Here is a 12,889-nt window from a genome sequence, read left to right as displayed (position 1 = left end):
GCGCGTTTATCGTCTAGTGTAATAGACGATAAACGGGTCTTACTACAGTTCGTAAGTAAAACTTAGACCATAAACGCGCGGCTCGCCGTACTGTACATAGGTATTGTCTTGCCAGCCGTCTAGTGGATTATTACCAAACCTAAAGCCACGTACCACAATGTCTTCGTCTGCAAGATTTCTACCCCAAGCCGTTAATGACCAGTTGTCACCATAGTAACTAAGGCTTGCGTTGATCAGGTTATGATTACGCGCTTGCTCGTTGTGACTATCCGAGAGGTAATAGTTGTCTTTGCCTTCCACACCTAATTCAACCACTAGGTTATCCATTAACTCGTAATTGACGGCAAACGAGTATTGATAATTTGGCGCTTGTGCTTGGTCGCGACCATCAAGGTTGAGGCCACTGGCAGCCACAAAGTCTTCAATCTCGGTCTCTAAATAGCCTGCGCTATAGCTAAAACCAAGGCGGTCCGTGTATTGTAGGTTGCCTTCAACTTCTAGGCCGTAGTTACTGCCTTTACTGGCGTTGTCGATGTAGCCTGCAAATTGCTGGTTAGAAACTTGCCATTGCTTTAACTGGATATCATCGCGTTGCATATAAAAAGCGGTAACCCGCACAAGGTGACGTTTGTCTTCAGATTCACCTTTTACGCCAAACTCAGCGTTCCAAACATACTCAGGGTCAAAGTAATGGTGTTCGGCCGGAATGTTTAAACCTTCATCTTTGGCTTTTGCCAGTGCTTCGCCGTTTACACCGCCGACTTTGTAACCGCGAGTAAGGCTGGTGTAGATCATCGTGCGCGGTACAACTTGATATTCAAGTGCAACTTTTCCGCCCCACATTACATCATCGGTTTCAATGGTAAAGCCGTTACTATCTAAATAGTCAGCATCATATTGCTCCGCGCGAAGGCCACCGATAAGACGGGTTTTGTCAGATAGGTGATGTACGTATTGACCAAAAACTGCTCTACTTTCTACGGTGTATGCTGACGTAAATGGGTTCTCAAGCCAAGTGTAATGACGGGTCAAATCAACATCGTTACGCTTTGCAAAAACACCTACCACCCAGTCATTTTGTTTATCTTTGATTAAAAACTCTATGTTGCCATTTTCATGGCTACGCTCGTAGGCATCGGTTGAGCTGTATCCTTCTGGGTGCAAACCTGCTGCACATAGCGCTGGTTGAGCTGCGTCGTTACATACCCAATCTTCGTCGTAGCTATATAAAGTATCAGCATCTAGCCCAGATACTTTAAATTCAACATTGAATAAGTCTGAGCGAGTGTAAATTCCGCGTAGTGAAAACGCATCGGAGCTGAGGTTGTCTTGGCCCGGGGTATCAGCGACGCTGTTACGTGAATTATCCAAGGTAAAACCGTCGTACCCGTTTTCAGTATCAATATGGTGATAAGCGAACTCTAGTGCGAGGTTGTCGCTCACTTGAGAGTTAAGTTTCACTCTTGCTACTTGCTCGTCTTGTTGCTGAGTGGGTTTGTTTAGGTAGAGGTTATCTACGTAACCGTCAGACTCTCGCTGATAAAGGCTGACGCGCACAGCGGTGTCGTCGCTCAATCCTGTGCCCGCAGCAAGGCCTGCTTCATAACTACCGTAATTACCTGCGCCTAACTTCACTTTTAATGATGGCGCTGTGGTGGCGGCTTGGGTATTTACTTCAACGATTCCTGCTAAAGCATCTGAACCGAATTTAGTGCCTTGAGGGCCGCGATACACTATCACTGATTCAGTATCAAAAAGCAGCGCACTTGCGCCTAATCCTGAATAATTAATACCGTCAATTAATAAGCCAACGCTGGGATAAATAGGATCAACAAACTGTGAACGTAAGCCGATACCACGGATTTGCATAAAGCGACCACGAGACGCACCTGCCGTAAAGTTAACGTTAGCGGTGGCACCTAGTATCTCATCTAAATATTGCGCACCACGCTTAGCGATAGTGAGTTCGTCAACCACCGAAGCGCTTGCACTTAATGTTTGGATAGTTTCATTCTGAAAATCGCCAGTGACGACAATGGTTTCTAGGTTATCTTCAGCAAGTACCTGATGAGAGAAAAATGGCAGCAGTGCCAAGGTGATCGTAGAGAGTTTTAACTTCATGCTTAATCTTTGTCCCATTTTTAATTGGGCACAGTTTAACAAAAGCCAGACCAGTTGACAGTGAAATTGTGTTATATGTTAGCCCGCAAATGTTAAACAAATAGGTCTGATATGAGTTTTAAAGTCGATTTTAAAGTACGAGATTACGAGTGTGACTTACAGGGAATAGTTAATAACAGCGTCTATTTTAATTATTTAGAGCATGCAAGGCATGAGTTTTTATTGGCGAATAACGTTGATTTTGCAGCGCTTGCAGAGCAAAAAGTGAACTTAGTCGTTATTCGTAGCGAAATGAATTACAAAGACTCGTTACGTCCAGGCGATGAGTTTTATGTTGAAGTCGCACTTGAGCGTGAAAGCAGAGTAAAATTCGCATTTAAGCAAAAAGTGATAAGAGCGAATGACAATAAGCTCATGCTTGATGCTGTGGTGACAGGGACTTCGGTGAATGAGCGCGGTAGACCGTTTTTACCAGACGCTATTACGCACTTATTTAATTAACTACCACGATATGTAAACATGGCGACGGTAAAATACTCAATTGAGTGATTTTTACAGAATTTTACTGCTATTTTTGTGTCTTGAAACGTTATAATAAACTCAGGGCATAAAATAGATGGTTTACCATGAAATTCATCAGCATAATCGGCGCAATAATGGCGCTTAGTGGATGTATATCAACAGGGAAGGTAGACACGGAAGCGCTTAAGTATTCCGCTTGGCAGTTACAGAGTATTAATGGCCAAAATATTGCGCAATTGCAATCAGACGCTGGGCTTGGTAAAAAGCCGATTAATATTCGCTTTATCGATGCGCTACAAGTCAATGGTTTTGCGGGTTGTAATCGCTTTTTTGGTGAAGGCGAAATTGTCGAAGGACAGCTAAAAGTTAAAAACTTAGGCATGACACGTAAGTACTGTGGTGAAGAAATCGCTCAGGTTGAATCACAGCTTATTAACCAATTACAAATTGGCGTCTTGCTTGAAGTAAATGCTAATAAGTTGACCTTAAAAGGAAAACCTCAGTTTAGTTTTATTAAACAATAAGCTGAAAATAAGAATTCCAGTGTCAGTGCTTGCGAGCTTTCGTGTTAGCAAGTAGACTGGCGCTAATTCGTTACTTGTCGGAGTGCCTTGAGTTTTTGCAGCAAAATTGTTTGCAGATATTCGGGCTGAGATCGCTTTTTGCGGGATCCGTGGACCTGATCAGGTTAATGCCTGCGTAGGGAACAAGACAGCAAACGCGCTGCGTTTGTCTGTAGCAATAGTGGTTTATTGCTATCCACCTTACCCGAGGACTATCCTCGTCTCTCTCCTTTTGGAGATCTGACAAGACACCTTTGTATGAAAATAAGAGGGACGTCATGTCAAACAATAGTAGCAAGCTAAGTCGTCGTGAAGCGCGAGCAGCCGCGGCAGAATTTATCCATAATCTTAAAGGCCAACCTTTTCCAAACTCACATAAAGTTTATGTGGAAGGCGAGCAAGCAGGCGTACGCGTTGGTATGCGTGAAATCACGCTAAGTGATTCGTTTGTTGGTGGCACCGAAGAAAATCCGGTATTTGAATCAAACGATCCCATTCGTGTTTATGATACTTCAGGCCCATACACAGATCCTGAAGTACCGGTTGATGTTCGTGCTGGTCTTCCTAAATTTAGAGAGCAGTGGATAGTTGAGCGCGATGATACCGAAATGCTAGAGTCGGTGACGTCACAGTTTTCTCAGCAGCGTATGGCGGATGAAGGGCTTGATCATATTCGCTTTGAACACCTACCTAAAATCCGTCGTGCCAAGGCGGGTAAAAATGTCACGCAAATGCACTACGCCCGCCAAGGCATAGTGACGCCTGAAATGGAATATGTGGCGATCCGTGAAAATATGGGACGCGCTAAGCTGCGTGAAGAATTGCTTGCGCAGCAACACAAAGGCCAATCGTTTGGCGCCAGTATTCCTGAGTTTATTACGCCTGAATTTGTGCGTGATGAAATTGCCCGTGGCCGCGCCGTACTACCAAACAATATTAATCACCCTGAGACTGAGCCGATGATCATCGGACGTAACTTCTTAGTCAAAGTTAACGCCAATATCGGTAACTCGTCAGTGACCTCTTCTATCGAAGAAGAAGTGGAAAAGATGGTATGGTCGACCCGTTGGGGTGCAGATACCGTAATGGATCTGTCGACAGGGCGCTACATTCATGAAACCCGCGAGTGGGTGGTACGTAACTCTCCAGTGCCAATCGGTACGGTTCCAATCTATCAGGCGCTTGAAAAAGTGAATGGTGTTGCCGAAGATCTAACGTGGGAAATCTTCCGCGATACCTTGATTGAACAAGCAGAGCAAGGTGTGGATTATTTTACTATCCATGCAGGGGTACTACTGCGTTACGTGCCGATGACGGCAAAACGCGTGACGGGTATTGTGTCTCGCGGTGGTTCAATTATGGCGAAGTGGTGTTTAGCGCATCACAAAGAAAACTTCCTCTACACCCACTTTGAAGATATTTGCGAAATCTTAAAACAGTATGATGTTTGTTTCTCGTTAGGTGATGGCTTGCGTCCGGGTTCTATTGCCGATGCCAATGATGAAGCACAATTTAGTGAACTGCGCACCCTTGGTGAGTTGACTAAGCTTGCGTGGAAACACGATGTTCAGGTCTTTATTGAAGGCCCAGGACATGTGCCGATGCATATGATCAAAGAGAATATGGAAGAGCAGCTAAAGCACTGTGATGAAGCACCGTTTTACACGCTTGGCCCTCTCACCACAGATATCGCTCCGGGTTATGATCACTTCACTTCAGGGATCGGTGCGGCGCAAATTGCGTGGTATGGCTGTGCGATGCTGTGCTATGTGACACCAAAAGAACATTTAGGCTTACCGAATAAAGAAGATGTAAAAGAAGGTTTGATCACCTACAAGATCGCGGCGCATGCAGCGGATCTGGCGAAGGGCCATCCGGGTGCTCAAGTTCGTGACAATGCGTTGTCTAAAGCACGCTTTGAGTTCCGCTGGCACGATCAGTTTAATCTCGGTCTAGATCCGCAGCGTGCTCGTGAATATCACGATGAGACCTTGCCGCAAGAGTCGGGTAAAGTCGCGCATTTCTGCTCTATGTGTGGTCCTAAATTCTGCTCAATGAAGATCACTCAGGATGTGCGTGACTATGCAAAAGAATTAGAAGCGCGAGGCATTGATCCTAATAATGTAGGTGAAGAGATCAGCATTAAAATGGTGGATGTTGAAGCCGAGATGAAAGCAAAGTCAGAAGAGTTTAAGCAATCAGGCTCAGAGCTTTATCACAAAGCCTTATGATACCACTTTGTCTTAATACTTGCTCAATTTGAGGGAGCAAATCTGACGCTAACTGCGTTAAAAGTTTCTTATTTAGAACAACTAAATAGCAAAACTTTTGCCTTGCCTACAGGACGTAGGTACCTCGGCGTGAGCAGGACGCGGAAGCGGTGTTATCGACAAGATTTTCTTGCCTCAAAATTAGATCACTTAATAAAGCAAATTGGTATAACTCATCCCATCATAGCCACCTTGATCCCCGTCGGGTGGCTAATTTTAGGAGTGTAGCTATGTCTACTCATGCACGTGTTGCTATCTTGGGTTTTGGCTTAACAGGGCGCATCGCCGCGTTGATGCTCGCTGAGCGTTATCAAATCAGCGTATTTGAACAAGCAAAGCAAGGTACTGAGACCTCAGCAGGTAGTGTCGCGGCGGCCATGTTAGCGCCGTTGGCTGAGTCTGTGGTATGCGATGAAGCATTGGCGCTGCAGGGAATGGAGTCCATGAAACTCTGGCCACAATTACTGTCGAAGCTGGAAAGCCCGGTATTTTTCCAGCAGCAAGGCTCTCTTATTGTGGCGCATGGTCAAGACCGTGGGGATTTAGTGAGTTTTCAGCAGCGCTTAAAACCGTTAAAAGATCACAATGCAGAAGCGGTGAATGGTGCTCGGATCGCGCAATTGGAGCCGGAGCTTAGCGGTTCGTTCCACCAAGGTCTGTATTTACCTTGCGAAGGCCAGCTTGATAACCAGGCGTTTTATCAAAGTAGTGCGGCAACACTTTCTAAGCAAGGTGTAGAAGTTAACTATGGTGTTCATTGTGATGAAGCGCAAAAGGCGCAGCTTAGCCAAGCGTATGACTGGGTGATTGATTGTCGCGGTCTTGGTGCGAAAGCTGCGTGTAATGGGCTTCGTGGCGTACGCGGCGAAGTGGCCAGAATTTATGCTCCAGAAGTGACCTTGACTCGACCTGTGCGCTTGATGCACCCAAGATATCCCATTTACATTGCGCCAAAACCGGAGCATCAGTTTGTTATTGGTGCGACGGAGATTGAATCGCAAGATAATGGTGAGATAACGGTACGTTCTACACTCGAATTACTCTCTGCAGCTTATTCAGTTCATCGTGGGTTTGCCGAAGCGCGAGTATTATCTTTATTAGCAGGGCTTAGACCTGCGTTTAAAGATAATCACCCCAAAATTGAACAACAAGGTAATGTGATCAGTATCAATGGTCTATACAGACACGGTTATCTGCTGGCACCGCTTATCGTGAAACAAGCACTATCTAAGGAGTTATTATGAAAGTCGAATTTAATGGCGAAACGATTAATATCAACCGCGAGCAAAATATTCAGGAATTTATTGAAGCCAGAGGCGCCAAACCGCCTTTTGCCGTCGCGCTTAATGGTACTTTTGTTTCCCGCACGGAGCTGCCAAGCGTGACACTGAGCGACGGTGATAAGATTGAGCTCTTATCACCCATTCAAGGGGATAAACATGCAGTCTTTGACTGATACTAAGCTCACTATTTATGGTGAAAAATTTACTAGCCGCATGTTAATTGGCTCGGCACTTTATCCCTCTCCAGAGGTGATGCAGGCTGCTATAAAAACATCTGGGGCTGAGATTGTCACTGTGTCGCTGAGACGCCAGCAAACTAAGCAGGCGGGTGATGACTTTTGGACGCTTATCAAAGAGATGGGACTGCGAGTCTTACCAAACACGGCTGGCTGTCATAGCGTAAAAGAAGCGGTGACATTGGCGCAGATGTGCCGGGAAGTGTTTGCCACGGATTGGATTAAACTTGAACTTATTGGTGATGAATATAACTTGCAGCCAGATCCAGTCGCACTGCTCGAAGCCACCGAAATCTTGATAAAAGACGGTTTTAAAGTATTGCCCTACTGTACTGATGATTTGGTACTGTGTCAGCGTTTAGATGCGCTGGGATGTGAAGTTCTAATGCCATGGGGCGCACCAATTGGTACGGGAAAAGGGCTGTTAAATCCATATAACCTGCAAACTATTCGCACACGTTTACCCCATCAAACCTTGATTGTAGATGCGGGACTCGGCTTGCCGTCTCATGCTTGCCAAGCACTTGAGCTGGGTTATGATGCCGTCTTATTAAATTCGGCAGTGGCAGGGGCGGGTTGTCCTATTACCATGGCAAAAGCGTTTGAAGCCAGCACGCTTGCAGGGCGTCTGTCTTATTTGGCAAAAGCAATGCCACAAAAAGAGGTGGCATCACCTTCTACGCCAACCTTAGGCATGCCTTTTTGGCACGCAAACTAACTTGAATTACGGATAACTACATAAGGAGTTCTCTTTGTCACACATCGTTTGGAGTATTGCGGGTTCTGATTCTGGCGGCGGCGCTGGTATTCAAGCGGATATCAAAGCAACGCAGAGCTTTAATGTTCATTGTTGTACCGTAGTAACTGCGTTGACGGCGCAAAATAGTTTAGGGGTGGAAGCGTTAAACCCGGTTTCGACCACCATTATCGACTCTCAGTTAACGGCGCTTTCGCAAGATATGCCTGCAACGGTGATAAAGATTGGCATGCTCGCCAATGTTCAGCAGATCCAATTGATTGCTGAACACCTCGTGCATTACAAAGCAACATGGGCAAAACCGCCGCTAGTGGTTTATGACCCAGTAGCCATCGCGACGAGCGGCGATTCATTAACCGAAGAAGACACGGTGGATGCGTTAAAAACCCATTTATTGCCGCTGGTGGATATCATTACACCCAATACGCATGAAACTCAGCTGCTGACCGGCGTGTATTTAATTGGCCCTGATGCGGTAAAAGAGGCTGCTGCCAAATTACGTGAATTCGGTGCAAAGTCAGTGATCATTAAAGGCGGTCATTGGGATTACCCAAAAGGCTACTGCATTGATTATGGCTTAGCGGGAGATACCGAGTATTGGCTTGGCAATGAGAAAATTCAAACACCGCATAGCCACGGTACTGGGTGTAGTTTATCGTCAGTGATCGCGGCATGTATGGCCAAGGAGTACCCATTTAAAGATGCTTTTATTCTCGGCAAAGCGTATATCAATGCAGGGTTAAAAGCGGCGATACGTTATGGTGAAGGTGTGGGCCCAGTTGCGCATACGAGTTTTCCAGTTGAGCTCAATGATTACCCGCAAGTGATAGAAGCGGGCTCTTGGCTTGCTGATGAATTAGAGTTTGAATTACCCGAAGCGTTTAATTTTGCCGCAGGCTTTGCCAGCATTGATGACCCTATAGGGCTTTATGCCGTGGTAGACAGTGCTGACTGGGTGGAAAAATGTCTAGCTATTGGGGTCGATACAGTTCAGTTAAGAATTAAAGACCCTGAGCAGGCTAATCTCGAAGCGGAAATACAAACCGCCATTGCGCTTGGACAAAAATACGATGCTAAGGTGTTTATTAACGACTACTGGCAGTTAGCGATTAAGCATGGCGCCTATGGCATTCATTTAGGCCAAGAGGATATCGATAAGGCAAACTTAATTGCCATCCGAGAGGCAGGGCTGCGCTTAGGTATTTCGACCCATGGTTTTTATGAAATGCTCAGGGCACATAACTATCGCCCAAGTTATTTGGCTTTTGGTGCAATCTACCCAACCACGACCAAAGACATGACTGGCCAAATCCAAGGGTTGGAAAAACTGACGCACTTTGTACCTTTGATGCAAAGCAGCTATCCAACAGTCGCTATTGGAGGCATTGACCTTAGTCGCGTGCCTGAAGTCGCTGCAACTGGCGTATCTAGTATCGCGGTGGTCAGGGCAATCACTGAAGCCCAAGATCCACAGCAAGCGGTACTTGAATTAAAACAGGCGATGACACAGCATGACTGATCTGAGTGACAAAGAACGACTAAGATATAGTCGTCATTTGCTATTAAAAGAGGTTGGTGAACAAGGACAGCTGGCTTTAAAGCAGGCACATGTTGCTGTGGTTGGGTGTGGTGGACTGGGCAGTCCCACGCTGTTTTATCTAGCGGCCAGTGGCATTGGCAAGCTTACATTTATTGATCACGATGAAGTTGAGTTGTCTAACTTACAGCGGCAAATTCTGTATAAAGTAAATCACTTAGGCCAGCAAAAGGCTAAAGCTGCGGAAAAGGTACTGGCAAGTCTCAATAACGAGATCACGTTAGTACCAATTAACACAAGGTTGACTGATAAGAACGTCGCCGAGTTACTTTGTAATGCCGATATTGTCTTGGATTGCAGCGATAACTTTACTACCCGTTATTTGCTCAATAGGTATTGTTATCAAGCGACCAAGGTGTTGATCGCGGGAGCTGCGATTGCCACGCAAGGCCAACTAATGTGTTTTGATTTTAGAGCTGAGTCGCCTTGTTATGCCTGCGTTTTTCCAGAAGGTTCACAAGCACCCAGAGAGCATTGTGACAACTTTGGGGTAATTAGCCCGTTATTGGGGATGATCGGTGCGCAGCAAGCTTTATTGACCGTAAATGTGCTACTTGGACATCATCAAGGAAGCGTATTTTGTACGCTAGATGGTTTGAGTTTGCAGCAAAAGCAGTATGGACTCAGTAAAAACCCTGAGTGCGAATGTTGTGGCTTGAAGTAGTTTCAAGCCACGAATACAGTAGTCTACTCTGCTATTTTTGCAAACGGTGTACCCATACGTGTTACTGTTTCTGGGTTTTGACCGTCAAGGAAATCCGCTTTTTCAGCGCCCCACGCTAAGATCACTGTTGAGCCAAGTTTAAAGCGACCCATCTCTTCGCCTTTTTTCAGCGTTATCGCGTTGTCACCTTCTGCTGGATATGTCCAAGTAAAGACGTCTCTTCCGGCTGGTGGTGTCACTGTACCGGCCCAAATCGTCTCAATGCTAGCGACGATAGTTGCACCCACCAATACCATAGAAAGCGGACCAATCTCAGTGTCAAAAATAGCAACAACTCGCTCGTTACGAGCAAATAAATTAGGCACATTTTGCGCAGTAAGTGGATTTACTGAGAATAAGTCGCCCGGTACATAAATCATTTTACGAAGTGTGCCATCAACCGGCATGTGGATACGGTGATAATCCTTTGGTGCTAGATAAATCGTTGCAAACTTACCACCAACATAAGGCGCAACGTCTTCTTCTTTACCGCCGAGCAGCGTCTGTAAGCTGTAGTTGTGACCCTTAGCTTGGATAATCTGACCATCGACGACATCACCAAGTTGGCTGATTGCGCCATCAACTGGGTGGGCAAGGATATCGCTATCTTCTGCCAAAGGACGGATCCCTGGCTTCAGTGGCCGGGTAAAAAACTCGTTAAAGGTTTTGTAGTGAGCTGGATCTTCGTGCAATGCCTCGCTCATGTCGATTTTATATTGTTTGATAAACAGCTTAATTAGCTTTGTGGTTAAGGCGCCAGCTTCTGCTGCGGCAAGCTTACCAACCAAACGAGAAACCGCATGTTTAGGTAATGCATATTGCATGGCAATTTTTAGTTTATCCAAATTCACTTTAACAGTTCCTAATTATTAGTCTTGCCACTCTCGCTTTTTTATATTGCGAAGTGGATATCGGGCTCAAGTCATTGAGCCAATTTAGCAAATATTATCAGACTCTAGGCGCGCGCGCACCTGCGCGGCCATCAGCCATAGATTCTAAAATACGATGGTAACTTTCAAAACGTAATTCGCTGATTTTACCTTCATCTACGGCTTCCCGAAGTAAACATCCGGGATCGTTCAGGTGTTTACAGTCTCTAAAGCGGCAGCCGCCAATAAACTCCCTAAACTCTTTAAAGCACCAAGTGACACGATCCACGTCTAAGTGCCATAGGCCGAACTCACGGATCCCAGGGCTGTCGATCAGGTTTCCACCGGACGGCAAGTGGTGTAAGCGCGATACTGTGGTTGTATGTTGCCCTAAGCCACTATTTTCGGAGACTTCTTTGGTGAGAATATCTGCATTGGGTAGTACCGTATTGACCAGCGTTGATTTGCCTACTCCAGATTGACCAACAAAAATATTATTTTTGTCCTCAAGCATGTGTTTTAACTCGTCAATGCCTTCGCCTGACTTTGTACTGACTAACAGCACGCGATAGTCAAGCTCACGATATATATCTAAGACTTCATCAACATATTCGAGGCTTTCTTGGTCAAGCAAATCAATTTTATTGAGTAATAAAATCGGCTCTATCCCCATATCCTCACAAGCGACCAAATAACGGTCGATGATTTGAGGCGTAAATTCAGGCACAACCGCCGACACCATTAATATTTGGTCAATATTCGCAGCGACAACTTTAACACCGTCATAAAAATCCGGACGAGTGAGTTGTGTACGCCTTTCATGCACCGCCTCAATTACACCGGCTAAGTCACCATCACTGACCTTGGCACGACGAAAAATGACTTCATCGCCGCAAACTAAGCTTGTTACGGTACGACGGATATTGCAACGCAAGACTTCTTGGTCTGTGGTTTCTATATCCGCATGTTGGCCGAAGCGGCTTATCACCACTGCGGCTTCTGTTGGCCCTAAGTTATCGTTTTGCCATGAAACATCAGATACTTCTGCCTCTTTCGCTTTATCGATGCGCTTCTGATGATTGGCTCTAATCCGACGAGATTGGCCCTTACTGAGTTTCTTTTGTTTTGCCATGTTTATAATCTGTTTAAGCTTTAGCGTGCAGAGCGTTCAAATTTAGGCTATAAATCAATAAAACGCCGCGCATGGTAAAAAAAGCTTTAGGTCCAGTGTTTAAACTAATATGATATATCTAATTGCATTGGATCTAAAGGAAAGTACCGCTAAGGTAAAGTATGTCTTTTCATGAATCAAACTTGATCTGGCTCGATCTCGAGATGACGGGGCTGGAACCGAAAACAGATAAAATCTTAGAAATCGCGACGGTGATCACAGATGGTGCTCTCAATGTTTTAGCTGAAGGTCCAGTTGTGGCAATTCATCAAAGTGATGAGCTGTTGGACAATATGGACGAGTGGTGTACCAACCAACATGGTCGCTCAGGTCTAACTACTCGCTGTAAAGCAAGTAAGTTTACGGAAGCGGATGCAGTTAAGCAAACACTAGATTTCCTTAAAGAGTGGGTGCCACCAGGTGCCTCTCCAATGTGTGGTAACTCTATTGGTCAAGACCGTAGATTCCTCAACAAATACATGCCAGAGCTAGAAGCTTATTTCCACTATCGCAATTTGGACGTCAGTACGATAAAAGAACTTGCGAGACGCTGGAAGCCTGAGCTTTTGGGTGAGATAAAGAAAAAAAGCTCTCATTTAGCACTCGATGATATCAAAGACTCCATCATGGAGCTGAAAGTTTACCAAGAAAAATTCTTCAAAGTTTAAAAAATACTTGCAAAGCAAATTTTATCTTGTAGAATCCTGCCCCGCTTGAGATGACAAGCCTCGCGGGCTTTCTTGAGCATTATTAAGGCAGTACTAGCTCAGCTGCTACAGGTAAGAACGCGACCTAGC

At 45.4% G+C, this 12,889-nt stretch carries 12 protein-coding genes and 1 riboswitch; of the genes, 9 read left to right on the top strand and 3 right to left on the bottom strand.

Annotation, left to right across the window (positions count from 1 at the left end):
• Window positions 1–42: 42 nt before the first annotated feature.
• Window positions 43–2,121 (bottom strand): TonB-dependent receptor, encoded by a 2,079-nt coding sequence (locus B1L02_RS15450; protein ID WP_088531743.1) that lies wholly within the window; start codon window positions 2,119–2,121, stop codon window positions 43–45.
• Between the two features lie 111 nt (window positions 2,122–2,232).
• Here B1L02_RS15450 and B1L02_RS15445 point away from each other — a divergent pair, with 111 nt between their 5' ends.
• The 8 genes from B1L02_RS15445 (at window position 2,233) to B1L02_RS15410 (ending at window position 10,013) form a co-directional block, all read left to right on the top strand.
• Window positions 2,233–2,622: an acyl-CoA thioesterase gene (locus B1L02_RS15445; RefSeq protein ID WP_088531742.1), complete on the top strand. Its 390-nt coding sequence runs from the start codon at window positions 2,233–2,235 to the stop codon at window positions 2,620–2,622.
• Window positions 2,623–2,747: 125 nt separating this feature from the next.
• The gene (locus tag B1L02_RS15440; protein ID WP_088531741.1) at window positions 2,748–3,167 is read left to right on the top strand and encodes an META domain-containing protein; all 420 of its coding nucleotides are present in this window, start codon (window positions 2,748–2,750) and stop codon (window positions 3,165–3,167) included.
• Between the two features lie 68 nt (window positions 3,168–3,235).
• Window positions 3,236–3,366, top strand: a riboswitch (TPP riboswitch).
• Window positions 3,367–3,484: 118 nt separating this feature from the next.
• Window positions 3,485–5,437: a phosphomethylpyrimidine synthase ThiC gene (gene thiC / locus B1L02_RS15435; RefSeq protein WP_088531740.1), complete on the top strand. Its 1,953-nt coding sequence runs from the start codon at window positions 3,485–3,487 to the stop codon at window positions 5,435–5,437.
• A 269-nt stretch (window positions 5,438–5,706) separates the two neighbouring features.
• Window positions 5,707–6,720 (top strand): FAD-dependent oxidoreductase, encoded by a 1,014-nt coding sequence (locus B1L02_RS15430; protein WP_088531739.1) that lies wholly within the window; start codon window positions 5,707–5,709, stop codon window positions 6,718–6,720.
• Window positions 6,717–6,932 (top strand): sulfur carrier protein ThiS, encoded by a 216-nt coding sequence (gene thiS, locus B1L02_RS15425; RefSeq protein ID WP_088531738.1) that lies wholly within the window; start codon window positions 6,717–6,719, stop codon window positions 6,930–6,932. The genes B1L02_RS15430 and thiS overlap by 4 nt, the downstream gene beginning before the upstream one ends.
• Entirely contained in the window at window positions 6,916–7,713 is a 798-nt protein-coding gene (locus tag B1L02_RS15420) for a thiazole synthase (protein ID WP_088531737.1), read from the top strand. The genes thiS and B1L02_RS15420 overlap by 17 nt, the downstream gene beginning before the upstream one ends.
• A 34-nt stretch (window positions 7,714–7,747) precedes the next feature.
• Window positions 7,748–9,271: a thiamine phosphate synthase gene (gene thiE / locus B1L02_RS15415; protein WP_088531736.1), complete on the top strand. Its 1,524-nt coding sequence runs from the start codon at window positions 7,748–7,750 to the stop codon at window positions 9,269–9,271.
• Window positions 9,264–10,013, top strand: coding sequence for a HesA/MoeB/ThiF family protein (locus B1L02_RS15410; protein WP_088531735.1), 750 nt, complete (start codon window positions 9,264–9,266; stop codon window positions 10,011–10,013). Before thiE ends, B1L02_RS15410 begins: the two co-directional genes overlap by 8 nt.
• Before the next feature lie 23 nt (window positions 10,014–10,036).
• Here the strand turns inward: B1L02_RS15410 and asd are convergent, their stop codons facing one another.
• Window positions 10,037–10,903, bottom strand: a complete 867-nt coding sequence (asd, locus tag B1L02_RS15405; RefSeq protein ID WP_088531734.1) for an archaetidylserine decarboxylase — start codon at window positions 10,901–10,903, stop codon at window positions 10,037–10,039.
• Between the two features lie 97 nt (window positions 10,904–11,000).
• A complete protein-coding gene (gene rsgA / locus B1L02_RS15400; RefSeq protein ID WP_088531733.1) occupies window positions 11,001–12,053 on the bottom strand; it encodes a small ribosomal subunit biogenesis GTPase RsgA in 1,053 nt (350 codons plus the stop codon).
• 161 nt (window positions 12,054–12,214) lie between these two features.
• Between rsgA and orn the strand changes: the two genes are divergently transcribed.
• Window positions 12,215–12,760, top strand: a complete 546-nt coding sequence (gene orn, locus B1L02_RS15395; protein WP_088531732.1) for an oligoribonuclease — start codon at window positions 12,215–12,217, stop codon at window positions 12,758–12,760.
• Window positions 12,761–12,889: the final 129 nt, after the last annotated feature.

This window comes from Pseudoalteromonas piscicida, assembly GCF_002208135.1.
GTDB classification, from domain to species: Bacteria; Pseudomonadota; Gammaproteobacteria; order Enterobacterales; family Alteromonadaceae; genus Pseudoalteromonas; species Pseudoalteromonas piscicida_A.
Note: the sequence above shows the minus strand (reverse complement) of the source record. Positions and strands in the feature narration are given on the sequence as shown.